The sequence below is a fragment of the Streptomyces sp. NPDC093252 genome, from assembly GCF_040683675.1.
Taxonomy (GTDB): Bacteria; Actinomycetota; Actinomycetes; order Streptomycetales; family Streptomycetaceae; genus Streptomyces.
In genome coordinates this window covers 42,629-65,587 of the sequence record NZ_JBFBEM010000004.1, presented here as the reverse complement: position 1 = coordinate 65,587, position 22,959 = coordinate 42,629, and the positions used below count along the sequence as shown (strand labels likewise).

Annotated in this window: 24 protein-coding genes and 1 riboswitch; of the genes, 6 read left to right on the top strand and 18 right to left on the bottom strand. The window is 73.5% G+C overall.

Annotation, left to right across the window (positions count from 1 at the left end):
• Positions 1-25 precede the first annotated feature (25 nt).
• Positions 26-949: a transketolase gene (locus AB0O01_RS09170; protein ID WP_365311857.1), complete on the top strand. Its 924-nt coding sequence runs from the start codon at positions 26-28 to the stop codon at positions 947-949.
• Between the two features lie 27 nt (positions 950-976).
• Here AB0O01_RS09170 and AB0O01_RS09165 read toward each other — a convergent pair whose 3' ends face one another.
• The 7 genes from AB0O01_RS09165 to tdh all read right to left on the bottom strand — a co-directional run bounded on the left by AB0O01_RS09165 (position 977) and on the right by tdh (position 7,406).
• On the bottom strand, positions 977-2,380 hold the full coding sequence (locus AB0O01_RS09165; protein ID WP_365312413.1) for an MFS transporter: 1,404 nt from the start codon (positions 2,378-2,380) through the stop codon (positions 977-979).
• Between the two features lie 113 nt (positions 2,381-2,493).
• A complete protein-coding gene (locus AB0O01_RS09160) occupies positions 2,494-2,853 on the bottom strand; it encodes an MmcQ/YjbR family DNA-binding protein (RefSeq protein ID WP_365311856.1) in 360 nt (119 codons plus the stop codon).
• Positions 2,854-2,933: 80 nt separating this feature from the next.
• A complete protein-coding gene (locus AB0O01_RS09155; RefSeq protein WP_365311855.1) occupies positions 2,934-3,467 on the bottom strand; it encodes a GNAT family N-acetyltransferase in 534 nt (177 codons plus the stop codon).
• A complete protein-coding gene (locus AB0O01_RS09150) occupies positions 3,464-4,030 on the bottom strand; it encodes an XRE family transcriptional regulator (protein ID WP_365311854.1) in 567 nt (188 codons plus the stop codon). Before AB0O01_RS09150 ends, AB0O01_RS09155 begins: the two co-directional genes overlap by 4 nt.
• 58 nt (positions 4,031-4,088) lie before the next feature.
• The gene (locus tag AB0O01_RS09145) at positions 4,089-4,991 is read right to left on the bottom strand and encodes a LysR family transcriptional regulator (protein WP_365311853.1); all 903 of its coding nucleotides are present in this window, start codon (positions 4,989-4,991) and stop codon (positions 4,089-4,091) included.
• Positions 4,992-5,032: 41 nt separating this feature from the next.
• Positions 5,033-6,226, bottom strand: a complete 1,194-nt coding sequence (locus AB0O01_RS09140) for a glycine C-acetyltransferase (protein WP_365311852.1) — start codon at positions 6,224-6,226, stop codon at positions 5,033-5,035.
• A 151-nt stretch (positions 6,227-6,377) separates the two neighbouring features.
• Entirely contained in the window at positions 6,378-7,406 is a 1,029-nt protein-coding gene (gene tdh, locus AB0O01_RS09135) for an L-threonine 3-dehydrogenase (protein WP_365311851.1), read from the bottom strand.
• Between the two features lie 382 nt (positions 7,407-7,788).
• On the opposite strand from tdh, the gene AB0O01_RS09130 reads away from it, so the two are divergent.
• Together AB0O01_RS09130 and AB0O01_RS09125 are read left to right on the top strand one after the other, a co-directional pair.
• Entirely contained in the window at positions 7,789-8,094 is a 306-nt protein-coding gene (locus tag AB0O01_RS09130) for a muconolactone Delta-isomerase family protein (protein WP_365311850.1), read from the top strand.
• A 126-nt stretch (positions 8,095-8,220) separates the two neighbouring features.
• Positions 8,221-8,937: a GPP34 family phosphoprotein gene (locus tag AB0O01_RS09125; protein ID WP_365311849.1), complete on the top strand. Its 717-nt coding sequence runs from the start codon at positions 8,221-8,223 to the stop codon at positions 8,935-8,937.
• A gap of 14 nt (positions 8,938-8,951) precedes the next feature.
• Here the strand turns inward: AB0O01_RS09125 and AB0O01_RS09120 are convergent, their stop codons facing one another.
• The 8 genes from AB0O01_RS09120 to AB0O01_RS09085 all read right to left on the bottom strand — a co-directional run bounded on the left by AB0O01_RS09120 (position 8,952) and on the right by AB0O01_RS09085 (position 15,864).
• Positions 8,952-9,530, bottom strand: coding sequence for a GAF domain-containing protein (locus AB0O01_RS09120; RefSeq protein ID WP_365311848.1), 579 nt, complete (start codon positions 9,528-9,530; stop codon positions 8,952-8,954).
• 76 nt (positions 9,531-9,606) lie between these two features.
• Positions 9,607-10,167, bottom strand: coding sequence for an ATP/GTP-binding protein (locus AB0O01_RS09115; RefSeq protein ID WP_365312412.1), 561 nt, complete (start codon positions 10,165-10,167; stop codon positions 9,607-9,609).
• A 205-nt stretch (positions 10,168-10,372) separates the two neighbouring features.
• Positions 10,373-10,744, bottom strand: coding sequence for a DUF742 domain-containing protein (locus AB0O01_RS09110; protein ID WP_365311847.1), 372 nt, complete (start codon positions 10,742-10,744; stop codon positions 10,373-10,375).
• 2 nt (positions 10,745-10,746) lie between these two features.
• Complete coding sequence (locus tag AB0O01_RS09105; protein WP_365311846.1) at positions 10,747-11,181, bottom strand: roadblock/LC7 domain-containing protein; 435 nt, start codon at positions 11,179-11,181, stop codon at positions 10,747-10,749.
• A gap of 74 nt (positions 11,182-11,255) precedes the next feature.
• Positions 11,256-13,226: an ATP-binding protein gene (locus tag AB0O01_RS09100; RefSeq protein ID WP_365311845.1), complete on the bottom strand. Its 1,971-nt coding sequence runs from the start codon at positions 13,224-13,226 to the stop codon at positions 11,256-11,258.
• Between the two features lie 447 nt (positions 13,227-13,673).
• The gene (locus AB0O01_RS09095; RefSeq protein WP_365311844.1) at positions 13,674-14,489 is read right to left on the bottom strand and encodes an SAM-dependent methyltransferase; all 816 of its coding nucleotides are present in this window, start codon (positions 14,487-14,489) and stop codon (positions 13,674-13,676) included.
• A gap of 117 nt (positions 14,490-14,606) precedes the next feature.
• Positions 14,607-14,819, bottom strand: a complete 213-nt coding sequence (locus tag AB0O01_RS09090) for a DUF397 domain-containing protein (protein ID WP_365311843.1) — start codon at positions 14,817-14,819, stop codon at positions 14,607-14,609.
• 169 nt (positions 14,820-14,988) lie between these two features.
• A complete protein-coding gene (locus AB0O01_RS09085; protein WP_365311842.1) occupies positions 14,989-15,864 on the bottom strand; it encodes a helix-turn-helix transcriptional regulator in 876 nt (291 codons plus the stop codon).
• Between the two features lie 336 nt (positions 15,865-16,200).
• Here AB0O01_RS09085 and AB0O01_RS09080 point away from each other — a divergent pair, with 336 nt between their 5' ends.
• Positions 16,201-17,211, top strand: a complete 1,011-nt coding sequence (locus AB0O01_RS09080) for an ATP-binding protein (protein ID WP_365311841.1) — start codon at positions 16,201-16,203, stop codon at positions 17,209-17,211.
• A gap of 233 nt (positions 17,212-17,444) precedes the next feature.
• Here the strand turns inward: AB0O01_RS09080 and AB0O01_RS09075 are convergent, their stop codons facing one another.
• Entirely contained in the window at positions 17,445-18,689 is a 1,245-nt protein-coding gene (locus tag AB0O01_RS09075) for an MBL fold metallo-hydrolase (RefSeq protein WP_365311840.1), read from the bottom strand.
• A 185-nt stretch (positions 18,690-18,874) separates the two neighbouring features.
• Between AB0O01_RS09075 and AB0O01_RS09070 the strand changes: the two genes are divergently transcribed.
• Positions 18,875-20,068 carry a Glu/Leu/Phe/Val dehydrogenase dimerization domain-containing protein gene (locus AB0O01_RS09070; RefSeq protein WP_365311839.1) on the top strand — a complete coding sequence of 398 codons (1,194 nt, stop codon included), beginning with the start codon at positions 18,875-18,877 and terminating at the stop codon, positions 20,066-20,068.
• Positions 20,069-20,136: 68 nt separating this feature from the next.
• Positions 20,137-20,742: a TetR family transcriptional regulator C-terminal domain-containing protein gene (locus AB0O01_RS09065; protein ID WP_365311838.1), complete on the top strand. Its 606-nt coding sequence runs from the start codon at positions 20,137-20,139 to the stop codon at positions 20,740-20,742.
• A 13-nt stretch (positions 20,743-20,755) separates the two neighbouring features.
• Here AB0O01_RS09065 and AB0O01_RS09060 read toward each other — a convergent pair whose 3' ends face one another.
• Entirely contained in the window at positions 20,756-21,541 is a 786-nt protein-coding gene (locus tag AB0O01_RS09060; protein WP_365312410.1) for an SGNH/GDSL hydrolase family protein, read from the bottom strand.
• A 262-nt stretch (positions 21,542-21,803) separates the two neighbouring features.
• Positions 21,804-22,784, bottom strand: a complete 981-nt coding sequence (locus AB0O01_RS09055) for a M23 family metallopeptidase (RefSeq protein ID WP_365311837.1) — start codon at positions 22,782-22,784, stop codon at positions 21,804-21,806.
• Between the two features lie 4 nt (positions 22,785-22,788).
• Positions 22,789-22,958: riboswitch (cyclic di-AMP (ydaO/yuaA leader) on the bottom strand.
• Position 22,959 lies beyond the last annotated feature (1 nt).

Sequence of the window (22,959 nt, the reverse complement as noted above, 5' to 3'; positions counted from 1 at the left end):
TCGACCTTCTGAAAGGCAGTACCCCATGGACACCATGCGTGACCGGTTCGCCCCCACCATGACCCGGCTGCTGGACGAGGATCCCCGGCTCGCGGTGGTGCTCGCCGAGATTGGCGTCGCCGCGTTCGACGAGGAGGTACGGCGGCGGCATCCGGACCGGCTGATCAATGTCGGGATCCGTGAGCAGTTGCTGATCGGCGCCGGGGCCGGGCTCGCGCTCACCGGGATGCGGCCGGTGCTGCACACCTTCGCCAGCTTTCTGGTGGAGCGGCCCTTCGAGCAGATCAAGCTGGACCTCGGTCACCAGGGGGTCGGCGCGGTGCTGGTGAGCGCCGCCGCGTCCTTCGACTGGCCGGCGGGCGGCTACACCCATATGGCGCCGGGCGATGTCGCCGTCCTGGACACGCTGGACGACTGGACCGTGCACGTCCCCGGGCATCCCGACGAGGCCGAGACGCTGCTGCGGCACGCGGTCGCCGCGGGCGACGACAAGGTGTACGTCCGGCTGTCGCTCCAGTCGAACGCCGGGGCGTTCCCCGTCGACGGGGAACGTTTCCACACCGTTCGTGAGGGCCGCTCAGGGGTGGTTCTGGCGGTCGGGCCGACCCTGGACGCCACCCTCGCCGCGACCGAGGGGCTGGATGTCACGGTCCTGTACGCCACGACCGTGCGGCCCTTCGACACGGCGGCGCTGCGGGCCGCGACCGAGCGGGCGGGGGCGGAGGTCGTGCTGGTCGAGCCGTATCTCGCGGGGACCTCGACCGGCTTCGTGAACGACGCCCTGTCCGACGTACCGCACCGGGTGCTGGGACTGGGGGTCGGCCGACGGGAGCTGCGGCGCTACGGCACGGTCGAGGAGCATGTGGCCGCGCACGGGCTGGACGCCGGGGCGCTGCGGGAGCGGATCAGCCGGTTCCTGGCGGGGGCGCGGGTACCGGTCACCGTCTGACGCCGGGCGCCCGCCCGGTGTGCCCGCTCACTTGGCCTCGCAGCCGCTCCCCACATCCCGGTTCGCGCCCGGCCCGGGCTCCTCCGGTCTCGCCGTGCCGCCCGCGCCCACCGGGGCCGCGTCCACCCGGACGAGGTTGCGGACCGCCGGGATCGCGAGCAGGGCGACGACCACGAAGACGCTGGTCACGGCGGCGACCATGAGGACACCTCCGGCGCCGAGCGCGGCGGCGGCCGGGCCGGCGAGAGCCTGGCCGACCGGCATCATCGCGAGGGAGCCCGCCACGTCGTAGGCGTGGATGCGGTTGAGGACATCGGGCTGGACCTGGGTCTGGACGCTGGTCGCCCACATGACACCCCAGAACGCCATCCCCGCCCCGGCCACCGCCGCGCCCGCCGCCATGGCCGGGACGTCCATCCCGAGCCCGACCGTCGCCGGGAACCCGGCGAAGCCGAGGAGGCTGATCGCGCCCGCGCGGAGCATCCGGCGGGGTCTGATGCGCAGGGCGAGCAGCCCGCCGACGACCGTTCCGGCGCCGAGCGCGGAGTTGACCAGGCCGTACGCTCCGGCGCCGTGTTCGCCGACCACCTCGGTGGCGACCAGGGGGGTGGTGGGGCCCCAGACGGCGATCATGTAGAGGCACCAGACGAGGATGACCCCCCAGAGCCAGGTTCTGGAACGGAACTCGCGCCAGCCCTCGACCAGATCGGCCGTGAAGGTCGAGCGGGCCGTCCCCCTGGCAGGAGCGCCCTTGCCGTGGCCCGTGCCGTACGTCGGGGGCGGCAGCCGGAGCAGCAGCAGGCACAGGGCGCTGATGGCGTAGGTGGCGGCGTGGGCGACGAACACGCCGCCGGGGTCGGTCAGTCCGACCAGGATGCCCGCGGCGGCCGGTCCGGCCAACTGGGCGGCGGACTCGGCGATGCGTATCGCGCCGTTGGCTCCCTGGGCGTCACGGGACAGCCGCAGGACCGTGCTGGCCACGCCGGGCTGGAAGACCGCGCCCGCCATGCCGTTGACCACGCCGATGACGCAGATCTCCCAGAGCACGACCCGCCCGGAGAAGAACAGCACCGCCGTCACGGCCTGGGCGACCAGCCGCACCAGATCGGCGCCGATCATCAGCCCGCGGGTGCCGAACCGGTCCGCGATGACCCCGCCGAAGACGACCAGCCCCGCGAAGGAGGCGGCCGTCGACGCCATCGCGAGGCCCACCGCCCCCGCGCCGTACCCGTGCTGGAGCAGTCCGGCGGCGAGCGCCACCGGCAGCATGGTGTCCCCGAGCCGGGCGACCGCGCGGGCGACGAAGAACAGCCCGAAGTCCCGCGACCAGACGCGGGGGGCGGGCTGCTCCCCGCCCCGTGCCCCGCTCCCTGCCCCACCCGGCTTCTCCGCCGCCCCCGAGGGACCCTCCCCCACCGGCCGCGATGACATCCCCGGCATGCGTCCGTACCCTCCCCGTCCGTTTTCCCTTGTTCTGCTGCGCTGTGTTCCACCCCTGTCCTGCGGATGATGTCACGTGCCACTGACAACGCACCCGGGAGTTTTCATCCCCCTGCGGACGTCCCCAACCGGGGGTGGGCGTCGAGCAGTCGGGACGGGGCGGCCTGGCGCCAGGAGTCGGCGAGGATGTCCCGCAGCTCCGCCTCGTCCTCCAGCGCCGCGAGCCGGACCCGCACCCAGGCGAACTGCGCCTCGTGCCCGGCGATCCAGAACTTCTCCGGCTCGGCGAGCACCAGTTCGTCGCGCTCCTCCTTGGGGCAGCGCACGGCGATCGAGGTCTCGTCCTCGGGCAGGGTGGCGAACATCTTCTCCGCGACGCGGAAGGTGGGCATGCTCCAGGCGATCTTCTCCGTGGTGTCCGGCAGCGACAGGGCGATTCGGCGTACGTCTTCGGCATCCGGCATGTCAGGCACGGTAGCGGCTGCCACTGACAATCACCTGGTGGGAAGGGGCAGGGAGGGGTCAGAGAGGAGGCCGGGACAGGTCAGCCCGCTTCGTGGTGGGCCAGGGGCCGCTTGTAGTAGAGCGAGGTCGGCCGCAGTACCCCGGCGGGGTCGGCCGCGTAGTCCGGGATCGCGCCGATCCTGGTCCAGCCCGCCGCCCCGTACAGCCGCTCGGCGCCGCTGCCGGTCTCGGTGTCGAGGTGGAGGAGGGTGATGCCGGAGGCGGCGGCGGCCTCCTCGGCGGTGGTCAGCAGCAGGCGCCCGAGGCCCTGCCCGCGCGCGTCCCGGTGCACCATCAGCTTGACCAGTTCGGCCCGGTGGCGGCTGTTGGGCCGGTCGGCGAAGGCGAGGCCGACGGTCCCGGCCGGCCGGCCGTCCCGCAGGGCGATCCAGACCGCCTGCCGCCCCTGCCGCACCCCCTCGGCCCGCTCCCGCCACCAGGCGAGGGCCTCGCCGCGGTCCAGCGGCGCGAGAAAGCCGACGGAGGCGCCGCCGTCGACGGTGTCCACCAGCAGGTCCGCCAGCCCGTCCGCGAGGGCGTCCAGTTGGGCCGCGTCGGCGCGCAGGATCGTCACGGCAGCACCACCGCCAGCAGATAGCGGACGGCCTCCGGTCCCGGGCAGCGGAAGCGGGTGGCCCCCCAGACACGCAGCCGCAGGCAGTCCCCCTCTTCCAGCCGGTGCTCCGTGTCGCCCGCGGTGACGTCCAGGGTGCCTTCCAGGACCCAGAGGTGCTGTTCCAGGCCGGGCACGGGCGGCCGGTCGTAGGCGAGATCGGCGCCCGCGGTGAGCCTGCCCTCGACCAGTTCGCCGCGCAGCCCCGGGTGCGGCGGCGACACGGACCGCCGGACGAAGCCGGAGGCGCGGTCCTCCCAGCGGGGCTGCTCGGCGGCGCGCAGCAGGGGCGCGGGCTCGCCCTCGACCTCGCCGAGCAGCCGGGACATGGTCCGGCCGTAGACATGGCACAGCCGGTTGAGGGTGGCGGCGGTGGGGCTGATCTCGGCGCGTTCGGCGCGGGAGAGGGTGGAGCGGCTCACTCCGGTGCGCTCCGCCAGATCGTCCAGGGACCAGCCGTGCTCGGCCCGGAGCGCGGCGAGACGCGCGGCGAGCCGGGCGTCGACAAGGTCATACTCTCTCATGAGTGAGAGGCTATCTCACCCTTGTCCCATATTCGAGATATCGAGGCCCCTGGGGGCCTCATACCGGTGCCGCTTCCCCCAGTGCCGCCAGGACCGGGCGGATCAGCGGGTGTTCCTCGGCGCCGCGGCGGACGGCCGCGAAGACCCGGCGGGTCGGGGCCACCTGGTCGACCGGGCGGACCACCACCCCGGTGAGATCCATACCGCGCAGCGCGGAGCGCGGGACGAGGGCGACACCGACGGCGGCCGAGGCGAGGGCGACCACCGCGCGGAAGTCGTCGGAGGAGTGTTCCAGGCGGGGCTGGAACCCGGCGTTCTCGCAGGCCAGGACCACCACGTCATGGCAGGGATTGCCCGGGTAGGGGCCGATCCAGGGGTCCTTGGCCAGTTCGGCCAGCGGCACCACGGCGGCGCCCGCGAGCCGGTGGCCGACCGGCACGACCGCGTCGAACGGCTCGGCGTACAGCGGGACGTGGGTCAGCCGGGGATCGTCGGCGGGCGGCGCGCCCCGGTACTCGACGGCCACCGCCACATCGATCTGCCGGTCGAGGACCATCGCGAGGCTGGCGTCCCCCTCGGCGTCCCGGACACGGATCCGGATGCCGGGCGCGGTCCCGGCGAGCCGGGCCACGGCGGGGGCGACGACCAGGGCGATCCCGGTCGCGAAGGAGGCGACGGTCACCGCGCCCGCCGCGCCCGAGCCGTAGGCGGCGAGTTCCGCCTCGGCCCGCTCCAACTGGGCCAGCACGGCGTGGGTGTGGCCGAGGAGGATCTCCCCGGCCGGGGTGAGCCGTACGCCTTTGGCGCCGCGCTCGACCAGGCGGTGGCCGGTCTCCTGCTCCAGGGCGGTGAGCTGCTGGGAGACCGCGGAGGGGGTGAGGTAGAGCGCGGCGGCAGCCGCGGTGACCGTGCGGTGGTCGGCCACCGCACGGAGGATGTGGAGCCGCCGTGCCTCGATCATGCGCCCATTATCCCCGGGGTGCCGACAGGGATCGGCGCTGGTCAGCCCGCCAGTTCCGCCCGCGCCGCGACGAACGCGTCCACCGCCCGCCGTACGTCCTCGGTGCTGTGCGCGGCGGAGAGCTGGACTCGGATCCGGGCCCGGCCCTGGGGGACGACCGGGTAGGAGAAGCCGATCACGTACACCCCGCGTTCCAGGAGGAGTTCGGCCATCCGGGCCGCCTCGGCGGCGTCGCCGATCATCACGGGCGCGATGGCGTGGTCGCCGGGCAGGATGTCGAAGCCCTCCGCGGTCATCCGGTCCCGGAACAGCGCGGTGTTCGCGGCGAGCCGCTCGCGCAGGTCATCGGCGGACTCCAGCAGGTCGAGGACCTTGAGGGAGGCGGCGGCGATGACCGGCGCGAGGGTGTTGGAGAACAGATAGGGGCGGGAGCGCTGGCGCAGCAGGGCGACGATCTCGGCGCGGGCGGCGACATAGCCGCCGGAGGCGCCGCCGAGGGCCTTGCCGAGGGTGCCGGTGAGGATGTCGACGCGGTCCATGACGCCGTGGAGTTCGGGGGTGCCGCGCCCGCCGGGGCCGACGAAGCCGACGGCGTGGGAGTCGTCGACCATGACCATGGCCCCGTACCGGTCGGCGAGGTCGCAGATCTCGGCGAGGGGGGCGAGGTAGCCGTCCATGGAGAAGACGCCATCGGTGACGATCAGCCGCCTGCGGGCGTCGGCGGCCTCCTTGAGGCGGGTCTCCAGCTCGGCCATGTCCCGGTTGGCGTAGCGCAGGCGGCGGGCCTTGGAGAGGCGGATGCCGTCGATGATGGAGGCGTGGTTGAGGGCGTCGGAGATCACCGCGTCCTCGGGGCCGAGGAGGGTCTCGAAGACACCGCCGTTGGCGTCGAAGCAGGAGGAGTACAGGATCGTGTCCTCCTGGCCGAGGAAGGCCGACAGCCGGGCCTCCAGCTCCTTGTGCACCTCCTGCGTCCCGCAGATGAAGCGGACGGAGGCCATGCCGTAGCCCCAGCGGTCCAGGGCCTCGTGCGCGGCGGCGACGACCTCGGGGTGGTCGGCGAGCCCGAGGTAGTTGTTGGCGCAGAAGTTGAGGACCTCGCCGGGGCGCCCGCCCGCGGTGACCGTGACGGTCGCGGACTGCGGGGTGCCGAGGACCCGCTCGGGCTTGTGCAGTCCGGCGGCCCGGATCTCGTCGAGGGTGGCGCGCACATCGTCACGCACGGAGTCGAACATCAGAGGGCTCCAGAGGGCCAGAGGGGAGGAGGGAGGAGGGAGGAGGGAGGAGGCGAGAGAGGGTGCGAGGAAGCGGGCGGGATGGGGGGGGCTTGCGCGGTCCAGGAGGGCTCGCGCGGCCCAGGAGAGGTCTACGCGGTCCAGGAGGGGTTTACGCGGTCCAGTCCAGGATGACCTTGCCGCCCCTGCCGCTCGCCGCGTCCGCGAAGGCCGCCTCGTGGTCGCGGTAGCCGTAGCGGCCGGTGATCACGGGGGCGAGGTCGAGGCCGCCTTCGAGCAGGACCGACATCGCGTACCAGGTCTCGAACATCTCGCGGCCGTAGATGCCTTTGAGGGTGATCATCGAGGTGACGATCCGGGCCCAGTCGACGGGGAACTCCTCGGCGGGCAGCCCCAGCATGGCGATCCGGCCGCCGTGGGTCATGTTGGCGAGCATGTCGCGCAGGGCCTCGGGGCGGCCGGACATCTCCAGGCCGATGTCGAAGCCCTCGCGCAGGCCCAGGGCGCGCTGTCCCTCGGCGATGGGTTCCCGGGCGGCGTTGAGCGCCAGGCTGACCCCGATCTTCCGGGCCAGGTCGAGCCGTTCCTCGCTCACATCGGTGATCATCACATGCCGGGCGCCCGCGTGCCGGGCCACGGCGGCGGCCATGAGGCCGATCGGTCCGGCGCCGGTGATCAGCACGTCCTCGCCGACCAGCGGGAACGACAGCGCGGTGTGCACGGCGTTGCCGAACGGGTCGAAGAGGGCGGCCACATCGAGGTCGACCGGGACGCGGTGCACCCAGACGTTCCCGGCGGGCAGGGCCACATACTCGGCGAAGGCACCGTCGCGGCCGACGCCCAGTCCGACGGTGGCCCGGCACAGATGGCGCCGCCCGGCCTGGCAGTTGCGGCACTTGCCGCACACCAGATGGCCCTCGCCGCTGACCCGGTCGCCCACCGCGACCTCGGTGACGTCCCGGCCGATGGCGACGGCCTCGCCGACGAACTCGTGGCCGACGACCAGGGGCGTGCGGATCGCCTGCCGGGCCCAGCCGTCCCAGGAGCGGATGTGCAGATCGGTGCCGCAGATGCCGGTGCGCAGCACCTTGATGAGGACATCGCCGGGCCCGATGACCGGCTCGGGCACGTCCGCGAGCCACAGACCGGGCTCGGCCTTCTCCTTGACCAGCGCCTTCACGGACGGCTCCAGGGGTTCGGGGGTACCGGGGTGGTACGGATGGGGTACGGGGGGTTACGGGGGCGGTACGGGGGGGGCGAGTCCCCGGGCCGAGGCACGCCGAAGCGGCCCGGACACGGGGGAAGGGGGGATTCCCGGAGCAATCTGCCGTACCGGAGCCCCCCGGTCCATCGAGGATTTCTTAACCGGTGCCGCAGCTTTCCTACAGACCCGCACCGCACCCGACCCCCGCGCCGGGCCCCGCCCTCCGGCGCAGCCGCCCGCACTACGGCACCCGGCCCACTCCCGGGTGCGCCGCGCCGCTGCCCCTGCGAGGCTCGGCCTCCGGCGGCGGGGACGGTCCGCGCCGGAACGCGTGAGCCGCGAGAACGGGAGAGCCGAGATGCGTGAGTTCCTGGTACGGATCACCACGACCGTGCCCGAGGGCACCCCGCCCGAGGAGGTCGCCGCGCGCCGCGCCGCCGAGGCGGAGCACGCCGAGGAGCTGGCCGCCGCCGGTCATCTGTGGCGGCTGTGGCGCCCCGAGGGCGAACGCCGCAGCAGCGTCGGCATCTGGTGCGCCGACGACGAGGCGGAGCTGCACGCCAAGGTGCTGGACACCCTGCCGCTGCGGCCCTGGATGACGGTCACCGTCACCCCGCTCGCACCGCACCCCAGCGACCCGGGCCGCGCCGACGGCTCCCCCTGACCGCGAGCGGGAACACCCTCATCTGCGCGGTGCGCCCCACAGGTCCGGTCCGGCGGCGAGAATCGTGGGGAGATCACCGGCCGCCCAGGCCGGTGGCGCGTCCGGCCGACCGACCAGGAGCCGCTCATGAACACCGCCCGGGACCTCGCCATCGCCGCCCTGGACGCGGCACCCGACCACGGCCCGGCCCAGGGCGATCTGTCGCTCGCGCTGGCCGGTGCCGAACTCCTCGACCTCTCCGAGGCGGGCGCGCTCTCCCTGGCCGGCGACGACATCGTCCCCGGCACGACGACCTCGACGGGCGACCCCCTGCTGGACGAGGCCGCGGGCCTGGTCGTACGGGAGCAGCCGTACGAGTCGGTGGAGGACTGGCTGTGGCGGCGGGGCCGGGAGCTGGCGGCGGCCTACACGGCCGATCTGGAGCGGGCGGGACTGGCCACCCGAAGGGGCGGACGGAGGCTTCCGGTGCGCTCCCCCCGGACGACGCTGCTGGACTCCCCGGAGCGGGTCCGCGCCCATGAGCGCCTCACCTCGGGCGACCCGGTGTTCACGGCGCTGGCCGTCTCCGCCGGGATCCTGGAGGACCCCGAGGAGGGCGAGGGCACCGGTGAGGACACGGACGAGAACACCGGGGACGCCGGGGACGCCGGGAAGCCCGAGGGCACCGAGGACACCGACGGCGGCGGAGGTGCCGGGGACGGCGACGACGCCGGGGGCATCACCGACGACACCGTCATCGCCGTACTGGCCGGTGTCGGTGACGCGGTGATGGAGCTGGAGGCGGTCCGGCAGCGCCGGGCCATCGAGAGCGCGGCGTTCGACAACGTCTGGCGGGGCTGGTGACCTGACCCGCGGCGTCACAGCGCCGGGAACCCGCCCGTCTCCCGGCGCTCCAGCCGTGCGGTGAGTTCCGCGGCGGCGGCCTTCATGGTCTCCAGACCGGGTCGGCCCCAGGGGCGGGGGTCGATGTCGGCGACGGAGACCGTGCCCAGGACCATCCCCGAGGCGTCGATCATCGGCGCGCCCAGATACGACCGGACGCCGTACGCGTCGACGACCGCGTTGCCCGCGAACCGCGGGAAGTCGCGGACGTCGTCCAGGGCCAGGGCCCGGCGCCGCGCCACCACATGCGGGCAGTAGCCGTGGTCGCGCGGCTGGAAGCGGCCGATCTCGGGCCGGGTGCCGTCCTCCCGGACCACCGGCACGGGGTCCACCACATGCAGCCCGACAAAGAACTGTCCCTGTTCGCAGAGGAAGTTGACCATCGCGTAGGGCACCCCCACATGGTCGGCGAGGCCGGTCGCGAAGGCGTCGAGGGCGGGTTCCGGACGGGTGCCGAAGCCCAGCCCGCGCAGTCGGCGGGCGCGGGCCGGGGCCTCCTTGTCCTCGGGTGTGAGCAGCAGCCGACCGGCCGGGCGCGGCGGGTCGTAGCTCATCGCACGGCTCCCGCGCGGTGGACGCTGGGCATGGGCGGCTCCGATGGGTGGGCCGGGGCGGGCGGCGGGACGGCGGTCACCGGGGCACGCCATGGCTCGGCGCGGGAGCCGGGGCGTGCTCGATCAGATGCCGTACGAGGGTGAGCAGGGTCTCCACCCCGGACGCGGAGATCCGGGCGTCGCAGCGCACGACGGGGATCCTCGGGTCCAGGTCGAGCGCGGCACGCACCTCGTCGGGCTCGTAGCGGTGACCGCCGTCGAACTCGTTGACGGCGACGATGAAGCCGAGGCCGCGTTCCTCGAAGAAGTCGATGGCGGCGAAGCACTCGGCGAGGCGCCGGGTGTCGGCCAGTACGACCGCGCCGAGGGCGCCCTCGGACAGCTCGTCCCACATGAACCAGAACCGTTGCTGTCCGGGGGTGCCGAACAGGTACAGGACGTGCCGGGGGTCGAGGGTGATCCGGCCGAAGTCCATGGCGACGGTGGTCTCGACCTTGTTCTCGACGCCGTCGAGGCTGTCGGTGGCCGCGCTGACCGTGGTGAGCAGTTCCTCGGTGCTGAGCGGGGCGATCTCGCTGACCGCGCCGACGAAGGTGGTCTTGCCGACGCCGAAGCCGCCCGCGATCAGGATCTTCAGCGCGGTGGGGAAGGGGTCGCCGTCCCCGCCGCGCCCGTCGTGGCCGGGGTCGCGGCGGCTGCGCGGGACGCGCGGGCCGGGGTCGTGGGAGCGGGCGTCGTAGGCGGGGACGGGGGTGAGCGTGGGGACGGGGTTGAGGGTAGGGGTGGGATTGAGGGTGGGGGTGGGGGTGGGGGTGGGGTCGGCGGGGCGCCGGTCGTCGTGGTCAGAGCTGTCGTCGTAGTCCATCGAGCACTGCCTCCAGAAGAGCCCGGTCTGTGGGGTTGTGGTGGAACGCGGGGGGCCTGGTCGTGAGCACCCCGCAGTCGACTAGGTCGGACAGCAGCACCTTGGTGACCACCGCCGGCAGCTTCAGGTGGGCTGCCACCTCGGCGACGGGGACGGGTGCCCGGCACAGGGCGAGCGCCTGTGCGTGCTCCGGACCGAGATAGCCGAGGGGGGTCGCCCCGGTGGCCATCACCTGTGACATCAGATCGAGTGCGACGGTCGGACGGGTGCGGCCGTTGCTGACGGTGAACGGCCGCACCAGCCGTCCCGCCGCCTCGTCGAGCCAGGGCCCGTCGCCGGCCGCCACCACGCTCAGGACCTCATCGCCGTGGGTTCGACCGCGTGCTGGCGGGGCGCGGTGACCAGATAGGGGCGGACGCTCTTGACCAGCATGGCCATCTCGTAGCCGAGCACCGCGGCGTCGGCGTCCCGGCCCGCCAGGACGGCGAGGCAGGTGCCCGATCCGGCCTTGGTGACGAAGAGCAGCATCGCGTCGAGTTCGACCACGACCTGGCGGACGTCGCCGCTGTCGCCGAAGCGGACACCGGCGCTGCGGCCGAGCGAGTAGAGCCCGGAGGCCAGGGCCGCCATGTGGTCGGCGCTGTCGGGGTCGAGGCCGTGCACCGACTTGACCAGTCCGTCGCTGGAGAGGAGGACGGCGCTGCTGGTGTGCGGTACGCGCTGCACGAGGCCGCTCATCAGCCAGTCGAGATCGGATGCGTGGCCGGTGTGCGCATCGCTCGCCATGGTGGATCGACTCCTTGGGGTACGAAGGTCTGCGGGAGCGGTGGGGATGACGGGGGTGGTGGGGCGGGGGGTTCTCATCCGGCGGGAGCGCTCCCGTCGTGCCGGACGGTGTGGTGGTGGGTGGGGTGGTGGGTGTGGTGCGCGGCGGTGCGGGACGGCAGCAGGGCCGGGCGCGGCGCCGGGAGGTCCGGCGGGAGGTTCGGCGGGAGGCCGGGGGACGGGTCCGGCGGGAGGTTCGGCGGGACGGGGTCCGGGTCGGGGCCGTAGCGGGCCTCGGCGAGGCTGACACCGCGCTGGTAGGCGGCCATCAGCCCGGGGTCGTGGCCCTCGTCGGTGCCGGGCTCCGCGCGGCCTGCGGGGCGTTCGCGCAGTTGGGGCGCCAGGTGGTGCTGGGCGTGGCGCCGGGGCAGGCGGGGGCGGCCGGTGGTGCCGGGCACGGCGCCGGAGCGGGGGGTCAGGGGGGTGGTGGCGTGTTCCTCCAGGAACGACCGTTCGGCGGAGGGGATACCGGGGGTGCTGGGGGCGTCGGGGGTGCCGGGGGTGCCGGGGGCGGGGACCATCGCGGACCGTTCCCCGGGCCACTCGTCGTGGGCGCCCCGTACGGGCAGGGGCTCGGCCCCGGGGTGGGGACCGCTCCCGGTGCCCTGTGCCGCGAAGACCCCGTCGGCCGGTGGGCTCACGGTGCCGTACGCGACCGGCACGCCCCCCGTGTCGTACGTCCCGGCCGGGTACCCGGCGCCGCCGTAGGGCCCGGTGAGGGCGCCCGCCGTCCCGTACCCGGCGTGGTGCGCGACCGGCAGGGCGCCGGTGCCGGTGCCGGTCTGGTCCATGGTCGGGGGCGGGGTGCCGAGGAGGGCCTCGGGGACGACGAGGACGGCCTGGACACCGCCGTAGATATTGGTCTGGAGGCGGACCGTGATGCGGTGGCGGCGGGCGAGCTGGGAGACCACGAACAGGCCGATGCGGCCGTCGGCGAGCAGGCTGGCGACCTGGACCTGGTCCGGGTCGGTCAGCAGGGCGTTCATCCTGGTCTGCTCCTCGACGGGCATCCCGAGGCCGCGGTCCTCGACCTCGATGGCGAGCCCGGAGGTGACGAGACCGGCCCGCAGCAGGACCTGGGTCTGCGGGGCGGAGAACAGCGTGGCGTTCTCGACGAGTTCGGCGAGCAGATGGATGACGTCGGCGACGGCGTGGCCGCGCAGGGTGCCGTCGACCGGGGGGACCAGTTTGACCCGGGAGTACTGCTCGACCTCGGCGATGGCGGAGCGCAGCACCTCGGTCACGGGGACCGGGTTGCTCCACTGGCGGCGGGAGACGGCGCCGCCGAGCACGGCGAGGTTCTCGGCGTGGCGGCGGATGCGGGTGGCGAGGTGGTCGACCTGGAAGAGGCCCTTGAGGAGTTCGGGGTCCTCCAGTTCGTTCTCCAGGTCGTCGAGGATGGCGATCTCGCGGTGCACCAGGGACTGGAGGCGCCGGGCGAGATTGACGAAGACCTCCAGTTTCTGTTCGCTGCCGGTCCGGCTGGAGAGCTGGGCGGCCTGGACGACACAGGCGAGGGCGCCGTCGTGGGCGCGGGCGAGATCGGCGGCGAGGAGTTCGAACTCGTCGGCGTCGGCGGGCGGGGTGCCGCGGGTCTTGCGGCGGGGCGGCTCCTCGCCGCGGCGCAGGGTGTCGACCAGGGCGCGGAGTTCGGCCTCGCGGCGGGTGGCGCCGCGGCGCAGCGCCTCGACCCGTTCCTGGACGGAGCGGGTGGCGCGGCGGGCGGCGACGGCGGCGATGGCGACCGCGGCGACGGTCACCGAGACGGCTCCGGCCAGCACGGCGAGCAGGGTGGGGCTGAGCGGCAGGCGGGCGGTGCGGACGGTGAAGAGGACGGCGGAGGCGGCGCCGAGGGCGACCGCGACCGGGGGCAGGACCGCGAGCCGCATGAGCTGTGGGCGTATGGGGGCCTCGGGCAGCGAGGGGGTGGTGCGGGCGACCGGCCGTCCGTGCCGGCCGCCTTCACGGCGGTCTGCGCGTGCGGCCGGTGCGCGGAGGTGTGACATCGGTTTCCTCGTACTGGTCCGTCGGTCGGGGCCGGTGGCTCGCGCGCGGGGCGCGAGGCGGGCGGGGGTGCCCTCGCGGTGCCGGTCGTGAGAGCGGGGCCGGGTGATCGGCTGTTCGGCTTCTCGTCGCCCGACGGACACTCACAGTAGTCGCCGATGCATCATGTGCGGTGGGCAGTTGACAAACTCCTCCGCCCTGCGTCCCGCTCTGGTATGAGGCGTCGTACGACAGACCGATAAGTCGGCCGGGGTACGGCGGGCTGTCGGTGCGGATGCGATCAATGCTGGTCGGTTGCGGTCATGAAGAGACGGCGGGGGCGGAGGGGCGCCGGGCTCCTCCACCCCCGCCGTCCGGGCGGGATCGATCGTTCCGGGCGCCCGGCGACCGTTTCCGACCTCCGGGCGCCCACCCCAGAACCTCACCCACCGTCACCGACGGGAGGGGGGTCAGGGCTTGCGGGCGACCGCCCCGTACATCGCGATGTCCGCGTCGCGGATGTTCTGCTCGCCGGTGCCGTCGGGGTGCCACTTGTGGACCTGGACGATGCCGGGCTCGACCAGGTCGAGACCGTCGAAGAACTCGTGCGCCTCGTCCATGGTCCGCAGCCGCATCGGCATGTCCCGGGCCGCGTACTCCCGGGCGACCCGGGCCACGTCCTCCGGGGCGAACTCGGCGGTGCCGATGGACATCGCGAGATAGCTCCCGGACGGCAGCGGCTCCAGCAGCCGGCGCACGATCGCGACCGCGTCGTCCTCGTCCAGGATGAAGTGGACGATGGCGATGACGGTGAGCGCCACCGGCCGGTCCAGGTCGAGGGTCTCGCGCAGTTCGGGGGCGTCCAGGATGGAGCCGGGGTCGCGGAAGTCGGCCTCGATGTACGCCGTCCGCCCCTCGGGCGTGCTGGCCAGCAGGCCCTGGGAGAGGGTGAGGACGATCGGGTCGTTGTCGACGTAGACGACCCGGGACTCGGGTGCCACCGCCTGGGCGATCTCGTGCAGATTGGGCGAGGTGGGGATGCCGGTGCCGATGTCCAGGAACTGGCGCATCCCGGCGTCCTCGGCGAGCCAGCGCACGGCCCGGTTCATCCAGTCGCGGTTGGCCCGCATATGGATGGGGAGCGCGGGCCACTCCCGGGACATGGCATCGCCCGCCTCCTGGTCGGCGGGGTAGTAGTCCTTGCCGCCCAGGATGTAGTCGTAGATCCGCGCGGAGTGCGCGTGCTCGGTGTCGATTCGGTCGGCGGGCCATCCGTTGTCAGGCAACGCGGGGGCTTCCTTTCGGGTCGGGACGGTGACATGAGCCAGGTCCGGCGATAGTGGGGTCCGGCGCTATGCGATAACAGCAGGGGAACCGGTGGTTCGCCCGGGGAACCCGCGGGTTCACAGCAGAAAGTCGGCGTCACCCGCCTTCACACCCCAGAGGAATCGGGACATCTCCCTCGGAGTGAACACCAGGGCCGGGCCGTCCGGATCGGTCGACTGGCGGACGGCGACCCGTCCGTCGGCCAGTTTCATCACCTCGACGCAGGCGCCGCCCGCGTCGTCGCTCCAGGGCTTGGCCCAGCCGGTGGCGTCCAGCTCGCGGGCGGGCATGCCGTTGCGGACCGGGGGGCGGGGACGGGGGCGAGGGCTGGGGCTGGGGCGAGCGGGTGGCTGGGGTTCCTGGTGGGGCACGTGTGACTCCATAGAACTCCTCGAAGACTCCTGAGAACTCCTGATCGCCGGAACTCCTTGCGGGTCGCCAGAACTTCCTTGCGGGTCGCTAGAACTCCTTGCGGATCGCTCCGAGATGGGCCTCCGTCCTACTGCTGGGCGGCGCCTGGGCGCCCAGCCGGTCCAGGGCCTCGCGGTACACCACGACGTCGTCCTTCTTGTCCAGATACACGGCACCCACGAGGCCGTTGAGGTAGACGATGTCGGGCAGCTCGCGGGCCCGGAACCGGAAGATGTGGTACGCGCCCGCCCGCATCGCCGGGTGCGGGCCATTGGCGAACCGCATGACCTGGAGCGTCACATGCGGCAGCCGGTTCATCTCGATGAGATGGTCGATCTGCGCGCGCATCACCTCCGCGCCGCCGACCGGCCAGCGCAGCACGGTCTCGTCCATCACCACCCACAGCCGCGGCGGCACCGGCCGGGTCAGCAGCTCCTGGCGGCGCATCCGCAGCGCCACCCGGCGCTCGGTGGCCTCCGGGGCGGCGTGCGGGTTCCCGGCGCCGAGCAGGGCACGGGCGTAGGCCCTGGTCTGGAGGAGTCCGTGCACGAACTGGTTCTCGTAGGCGCGGATCTGGAGCGCGGCCTGCTCCAGGCTGAGGTACGCGGCGAACCAGTCCGGCATGACATCGCGGTAGGTGTGCCACCAGCCGCGCTTGTTGGCCTCGCGCACCGACTTCAGAAAGGTGTCGATCTCCTGCGGGTCCGTGACGCCGTAGACCTGGAGCAGTTTCTCGGCGTCCGCGAGGCGCAGCCGGGCGACCTTGGCGGCCTCCATCCGGCGGATCGTGGAGTGGCTGACCCCGATCGCCTCACCGGCCTGTTCGAACGTCAGACCGGCCCGGACCCGCAGCTCCTCCAGTTGCCGTCCCAGGATCATGCGCAGGACGGAGGGAGCGCCGCCCCAGTCGGTCTCCGCGGTCACGCCTTACCCCCTTGATGCCTCCGGGTTCCAGGGCCAACCGTCTCACGCGATCTCTGCCACCCGTGGGGTCGATCACCTTCTGCCGTCCTCCGCCCTCAGCATGCACGGGCCTCTTTGCAATTTTCAACTTGCAGGTTGCGAAAGGTCGTTGCCGGATGACACATTGGACCCACTGTCCCGGCGCGCTCAATCGGCAAGGACCACAGCTCAGTTGAGCCGGGCGGACAGTGACCCACTGTCGTCGGATGCGGCTGACCACCGCACCCGCGCGTGGCCGGGCCCATGGTGCGACTCCGGTGCGGCCCCGGGCACATGGCAGACGAAAGGCGTGCGGCGATGGCTTCGCCCTACCTCCCCCACCCGCCGGCACAACTGCCCCTGTCCGGCTTGCTGAGAGCGGTGCCCGCGAGCAGGCGCCCGCATGACGACCGGCACGGCGGCGCGCGTGAGCACACGCGCGCTCCAGAACCACCCGGAGGCGAGTTCAGCGGTCAACTCCCTGGGGTCCCGTGCCCCGACCGCCTCGCCTCCGGGGATCACCCCTCCCCCGCGTCCCACCCCGCCGGGGAGGCCGCGGCACGCTTATCGGACGCGTTCACCCTCCCGGCCGTCCCGGCGTCCGTCGGCGCGGCCCGTCGCCGTGTCCGGGCCCTGCTGGCCGCCTGGCGCATAGCCGACGAGATCCAGGACGACGCGATCGTCGTCACCTCGGAACTGGTGACCAACGCGGTGACCCACTCGGCCAGCGAGTACGTGGTGTACCGGCTGTGCCGGACCGCGACGGCGCTGCGGATCGAGGTGGAGGACCAGAACCGCTGTACCGCCCTGCCCACGCCCCGCTGCTCGGCCCCCGACGACCAGAGCGGGCGCGGTCTGCTGCTGGTCGCCGCGGTGAGCGCCGAATGGGGCATCGGGACCACGGCCGACGGCACCGGTCTGATCGTCTGGGCGGAACTGACGACGGCCGCCCCGGCGACGCCGGTCCCGGCTGTCTCGGCCGCCCCGGCGGCGACGCCGGTCCCGGTGATCCCGGCTGTCCCGGTACCGGGGAGCCGGTCGATCCCGGCGACTTCCGTCCCGGCGGCTCCGGCAAGCCTCGTCCCGGCGCCCCCCGCGTCCCCCGCCATGGCGCCGGACGAGGCTCAAGGCACCGCCCCCGCATCGGCGACCGGTCCCCACGACCGCGTACCGGCCGACGGGACCCCGGACGCCGTACGGCCCGGCGCCGCCGGGAACCTCACGCACGGCGCTCCGCACGCGGCGGTGCCGGACCCCTTCGAGACCACCGCCGGCCCCTCCCCCACCAGGCCGAAGGATGAACACCATGCTCCGACCCCAGGGCACTGAGCCCCACCCCCTCCACCCCCCGGTCGCCCCCGTGGGCCACCCCGCCGTCCGCCGGGCCGACCCCTCCTGGACCCCGACCCGGCCCAGGCCGGAAGCCCGCGTGCCCCGCGTGCGCCCCGGCACCGCTCCCGCGCGGCCCTCGCACCCCGGCTCGCCGGCCGACCGGAGCTGAGAAGCCGGGGGCGCGGGCCGAATCCCTGACATCGGCCCGCGCCCGCCCTCAGCTCCCTACCTCACCGATCCCCGGCCAGATCGAGGCCACCCCGGGTGCCCGTACCGGGAGTCCCCGGCGAGCCCGGATCGGCGTCGGCGGCCGTCGCCGTGGTCCCCGGCTCCGCCGGGGTACCGGTCTGCTCCCGCCAGGGCCTGTCGATGCGCGGGGAGACCGCCCGCCACCAGCGCTCGGTGGGCAGGACGCCCTCCGGTTCGAAGGGGCGGCCGGGGTGCGGGAAGGCGGCTCGCTGGCCCGCGTCCCCGGCGGCGTCGGCGGTCCACTCGGCGGGCTCCGCCCAGGGGTGCCCGGCGAGGTTGAAGGTGCCCCAGTGGATGGGCAGCAGCACCCCGCCGGGGCTGCCGCCCTGGAGGTCGAGATGGGCCCGCAGGGCCTCCTTTGGCGTCATATGGATGTCGGGCCAGAACTCGCTGTAGGCGCCGAGCTGGATCATCGTGGCGTCGAACGGGCCGTGGGCCGCGCCGATGTCCCGGAAGCCCTCGAAGTAGCCGGTGTCGCCGCTGTGGAATATGCGGTGCCGCTCCCCCGCGACGGCCCAGGACGCCCACAGGGTGTGCTGGGTGTTGCGCAGCCCGCGTCCGCAGAAGTGGCGGGCCGGGGTGGCGGTGAGGGTGAGACCGGCGATCGCGGTCGACTCGTGCCAGTCCAGCTCGCGCAGCCGGTCCGGGGCCACGCCCCAGTGCTCGAGATGGGCGCCGACGCCTAGCGGGACGGCGAACACGGTGTCCGTACCGGCCAGCGTCTTGATCGTGGGCAGGTCCAGATGGTCGTAGTGGTCGTGGGAGATGACGATCACATCGACCGGGCCCAGCGCCGTGAGCGGGAGCGGGGCCGGGTGCAGCCGCTTGGGCCCGGCGAACGGGAAGGGGGAGCAGCGCTCGCCCCAGACCGGGTCGAAGAGCACCCGGGCGCCGTCGATCTCGGCGAGCACGCTGGAATGGCCCATCCAGGTCAGCCGGAGGCCGGACGCCGGGGGGCGGGCCAGGTCGGCGAGGGTGGTGGGGTGCACCGGGATCGGGGCGGACGGGGAGCGGCGGCGCCGGGCGTCCCCGTCGAAGTACTGCTTCGCGAAGCCGAGCAGGGACGACGGGCTGGTGCGCGCCACCCCGCCCGGGTTCTGGAAGACACCGTCCCTGAAGTGGGGCGATCTGCGGATGCGCGCCAGACGCTCGCCGCTCGGGTCCGCGCCGAACGCCTCGGGCCGCAGCGCGCGGAGCCCCGAGTCCGGGGAACGGAAACCGGCCACATTACCTCCAGGTGGAGTCGCTGAGACCTCCATTATGGTCGCCCCCTGTGACAACGCCGATTGACGCTGCCCGCCCCCGGCTTCGATACTGACCAGTCATTCAGTACCGTCACCGCTCACGCCGTACCGCACGGCACCGCGGCACCCTGCACCGGTACGGCCGCACCTCGAAGGAGAGCACCCCCATGCCAGCCCCCCGCACCGGCGGCCCTCTGCTGTCGCTCACCTGGTCCGACCATGTCACGGGCCGGGTGGGCTATCTGGTGGTCGACCGGCTGGTGCGGGGGGTGTCCAGCGGCGGGCTGCGGATGCGCGAGGGGTGCACCCTGGACGAGGTGACGGGGCTCGCCCGTGGCATGACCATGAAGGAGGCGCTGCACTACGACCCCGGGGCGCGCTATGTGCCGCTCGGCGGTGCCAAGGGCGGTATCGACTGCGATCCGCGCTCCCCGGACGCCTATGGGGTGCTGGTGCGCTATCTGCGGGCGATGCGGCCGTACATCGAGCGCTTCTGGACCACCGGGGAGGATCTGGGGCTGACCCAGGACCTGGTGGACCGGGCGGTGGCGGAGGCGGGGCTGGAGTCCTCGGTGCAGGCGGTGCACCCGCTCCTGGACGACGGTCCGGCCGCGCGCCGGCGGCTCGCGGACGCCTTCGCCGTGCGGGTGGACGGCATCGGGCTGGACGAACTGGTCGGCGGCTGCGGCGTCGCCGAGGCGGCCCTCACGGCACTGGACCGCGCCGGGGTGCCGTACGCCGGTACGCGCGTGGCGGTGCAGGGGCTCGGCACGATGGGCGGGGCCACCGCCCGGTTCCTGGCCCGCGCGGGGCTGGCCGTGACCGCCGTCGCCGATGTGTCGGGCACGGTCGCCCATCCGGCCGGGCTGGACGTGGAGGCGCTGCTCGCGGCCCGGGACGGGTACGGCACGGTGGACCGGGCGGCGCTGCGCCCCGGGGACCGTGAACTGCCGGGGGACGCCTGGCTGGCCGCCGAGGTGGAGGTGCTGGTGCCCGCCGCCGTGTCCTACGCGATCGACACCACGAACCAGCACCTGATCACCGCCCGCTGGATCGTGGAGGCGGCCAACATGCCGGTGACGGCGGCGGCAGAGGAGCTGCTCGCCGCGCGGGGCATCACCGTACTGCCCGATGTCGTGGTCAACTCCGGCACCAACGCCTGGTGGTGGTGGACCCTGTTCGGGGACATCGGCCCGGACGCCGAGGGGGCCCTGCGGCACACCCGGCGCTCGCTGCGCGCGCTGGTCGAGCTGATGCTGACCCGTGCGGAGCGCGACGGCACGACCCCGCGTGCCGCCGCCCACGCGATCGCCGCGGAACGGCTGCCGGTGATCGCGGAGCGGTACGGCTGGTACCGCTGACAGCCCCCGGCGGGGCACCCGCCCGCGGGACCGCGTGGCCGTCGGGGCGGGCGATAGGGTGGGCCGCCATGGCGAGAGTGCGGTTGAGCGTGGCGGAGCGGCGTGAGGAGATGTTGCGGGCCGCCGTCGGACAGATCGAGGAACGCGGGGTCGCGGCGGTACGGATCGCCGATGTGGCCGCGGCGCTCGGGGTGAGCAACGCGCTCGTGCTGTACCACTTCTCCACCAAGGAGAAGCTGGTGGCCGCCGCCTTCACCCATGCCGCGCAGGACGATCTCGCCCAGTTGCGCACGCTGCTCGGCCGCCGGACCAGCGCCCTGCGCCGGTTGCGGTCGGCGGTGCGCTGGTACGCCCCCACCGGACCGGCCAAGGGCTGGCGGCTGTGGATCGAGGGCTGGGCGGTGGCGCTGCGCGAACCGGCGCTGGCGGAGGTCACCCGGGACCTGGACCGGCAGTGGAAGTCGGCGCTCGCCGAGGTGATCGCGGAGGGGGTGGCCGCCGGGGAGTTCCGCTGCGCGGACCCCATGGCCGCCGCGCTGCGGCTGACGGCGCTGCTCGACGGTCTCGCCGTCCAGCTCACGTCGTACGCGGGCGCGGTCTCCCGCGCCCGCGCGCAGCGGTGGGTCGACGAGGCCCTCGCCCGGGAGCTGGACCTGCCGCACCCACATCCCTAGAACGTGACAGGGGTCAGGCCACGGAGGCGATGCGCGTTCTGATGGCGTCCGGGGACAGCGCGCCCTTGGCGGTGACATGGTCGCCGGAGGACTCGCCGCGCAGGCGGCGCCCGATCCAGGGCACCAGGTACTCGCGGGCCCAGTGGACATCGTCGCGGCGGACGTCCAGGGTGCCGCGCGGTGGACGTGGGGGCCAGGGCTGTTCGGGGTCGGCCGGGGGGTCCACGCCGAGCGCCTGACCCGCCCGCAGGGCCACCCGGGTGTGACCCTCGGCCGAGAGGTGCAGCCGGTCGTCGTCCCAGGCCCGGCGGTCCTGGACGGACTTCAGGGACCACAGGTCGAGCACCGGGCAGCCGTACCGGTCGGCCACCGCCCGGACATGTCCGTTGTAGGTCGCGATCTTCCCGCGCAGATGCTTGAGCAGCGGCACCCCCCGGGGGTCGAAGCCGGTGGTCACGAGGACGGTGCCGGCCGCCTCGGTGAGGACGGCGACCGCGCGCTCGAAGCGCTCGGCCACGTCGTCCGGGTCGCTGCCCGGCCGCAGGATGTCGTTGCCGCCCGCGCAGAACGAGATCAGGTCGGGCGCGAGGGCCGCGGCTCTCGGCACCTGGTCCGTCACGACCTGGTCCAGCAGTCTGCCCCGCACCGCGAGGTTGGTGTAGTCGAAGTCGCCTTCCGGGCGCCGGTCCGCGAGGAGGACCGCGAACCGGTCCGCCCAGCCGACAAGTGCCCCGTCGGGGCCGGGATCGCCCACGCCCTCGGTGAAGCTGTCCCCCACCGCCACGTACGACCCGATCACTGATCTGGTGTCATTCTTCGAATCGTCTGCCACATCGCCCCATGATTCCCCTTCGAATGTGAGCTACGCGACCGTAATAAAGGGTTGACGGGCGGTGAGATAAGCCACGGACCAAGGCTTGGTCAAGTGCGGAATACCTGGATGTCCGACGGATCGTCAGATGTCGGGTCCCCCACCATCGGTCCCGGGTCGTGGTGAACGCTCCGTAGGCCGGACCCGGGGATCGGGGTCCGGCCTACGGAGCGTGCGCGTGGCGGGTGCCTCAGCCGATGGAGAGGCCCTTGCCCCGCAGATAGGCGAGGGGGTCGACATCGGAGCCGTAGTCCGGCCCGGTGCGGATCTCGAAGTGCAGGTGCGGGCCGGTGACATTGCCGGTCGCGCCGGAGAGGCCGACCTGCTGTCCGGCGCTCACCGACTGGCCCGCCGAGACGGACAGCGAGGACAGGTGGGCGTACTGGGCGTAGTAGCCGTCGGCGAGCCGGATGACGACCTGGTTGCCGTACGCGCCGCCCCAGCCGGCCGAGACGACCGTGCCGGCGCCGACGGCCTTGAGCGAGGTGCCGGTCGGGACGGAGAAGTCGACACCGGTGTGGTAGCCGCTGGACCACATGCTGCCGGACTGGCGGTACGCGGTGCCCACGCCGCCCGCGACCGGGAGGCTGGCGCCCGAGGACGACGCCGGGGCGGGGGTGTTCGAGGAGCCGGAGGACGAGGAGGAGCCGGACGACTTGGTCGCGGGGGTCTCCTTGGTCTCCTCGCTCTTCTCGGCCTTCTCGCTCTTCTCGGTGGTGCCGGTCGTCCCGGTCGTGCCGGTCCTCTCGGTGGTGCCGCCGGACGCCTTGCCGCCGAGCGTCAGCTTGAGGCCGGGGTGGATGAGCGACGGGTCGTCGCCCACGGCCTCGCGGTTGTCGGCGTACAGGGTCTGCCAGCCGCCGCTGACCTCCTGCTCGTCGGCGATCTTCGAGAGATAGTCGCCGACCTTCACGGAGTAGGTCCGGGTGCTGGTCTGCGGGGCCGCGGACTTCTGGTCGGCGATCCGGGTGACGGTCTGCTGGGGCACCGCGCTGGGTGCCGAAGTGACGGCTTCCGCCGGCTTCTGGGGAACGGACTGGCCGGGGGCCGCGTGGGCGCCTGCGGCACCCATCAGCGGGAGGGCGAGTGCGGCGCCGCCGGTTCCGGCGACGGCGAGGGAGCGTGTCAGACGCAGGCTCCGGGGACGGCGGTGCTTACCCTTCGCGGGCATGGTGAATTCCTCTCCGGCGCCTGCGAGGTGAGCTGTCGGGTGCGAGCTGGAGATGCCCGGCCGCGTGGGGGAACGCGACTAAACCCCTAGCCGTTCCGGAGACCGGAACAGGCGTTGAGTCCTGTGGGTCCCCCGCTCCTGCCGTGCACGGGTGGGTTTCTGCGGGGTCCGGACG

Coding starts and splice junctions, on each gene's coding strand:
- AB0O01_RS09105 (WP_365311846.1), bottom strand. CDS start 11,181: ATGGCGAGCGATGCGCACACCGGCCACGCATCCGATCTCGACTGGCTG.
- AB0O01_RS09125 (WP_365311849.1), top strand. CDS start 8,221: ATGAACACCGCCCGGGACCTCGCCATCGCCGCCCTGGACGCGGCACCC.
- AB0O01_RS09120 (WP_365311848.1), bottom strand. CDS start 9,530: ATGAGCTACGACCCGCCGCGCCCGGCCGGTCGGCTGCTGCTCACACCC.
- AB0O01_RS09070 (WP_365311839.1), top strand. CDS start 18,875: ATGCCAGCCCCCCGCACCGGCGGCCCTCTGCTGTCGCTCACCTGGTCC.
- AB0O01_RS09090 (WP_365311843.1), bottom strand. CDS start 14,819: ATGCCCGCCCGCGAGCTGGACGCCACCGGCTGGGCCAAGCCCTGGAGC.
- AB0O01_RS09145 (WP_365311853.1), bottom strand. CDS start 4,991: ATGATCGAGGCACGGCGGCTCCACATCCTCCGTGCGGTGGCCGACCAC.
- AB0O01_RS09150 (WP_365311854.1), bottom strand. CDS start 4,030: ATGAGAGAGTATGACCTTGTCGACGCCCGGCTCGCCGCGCGTCTCGCC.
- AB0O01_RS09065 (WP_365311838.1), top strand. CDS start 20,137: ATGGCGAGAGTGCGGTTGAGCGTGGCGGAGCGGCGTGAGGAGATGTTG.
- AB0O01_RS09130 (WP_365311850.1), top strand. CDS start 7,789: ATGCGTGAGTTCCTGGTACGGATCACCACGACCGTGCCCGAGGGCACC.
- AB0O01_RS09100 (WP_365311845.1), bottom strand. CDS start 13,226: ATGTCACACCTCCGCGCACCGGCCGCACGCGCAGACCGCCGTGAAGGC.
- AB0O01_RS09140 (WP_365311852.1), bottom strand. CDS start 6,226: ATGTTCGACTCCGTGCGTGACGATGTGCGCGCCACCCTCGACGAGATC.
- AB0O01_RS09055 (WP_365311837.1), bottom strand. CDS start 22,784: ATGCCCGCGAAGGGTAAGCACCGCCGTCCCCGGAGCCTGCGTCTGACA.
- AB0O01_RS09080 (WP_365311841.1), top strand. CDS start 16,201: ATGGCTTCGCCCTACCTCCCCCACCCGCCGGCACAACTGCCCCTGTCC.
- AB0O01_RS09170 (WP_365311857.1), top strand. CDS start 26: ATGGACACCATGCGTGACCGGTTCGCCCCCACCATGACCCGGCTGCTG.
- AB0O01_RS09160 (WP_365311856.1), bottom strand. CDS start 2,853: ATGCCGGATGCCGAAGACGTACGCCGAATCGCCCTGTCGCTGCCGGAC.
- AB0O01_RS09165 (WP_365312413.1), bottom strand. CDS start 2,380: ATGTCATCGCGGCCGGTGGGGGAGGGTCCCTCGGGGGCGGCGGAGAAG.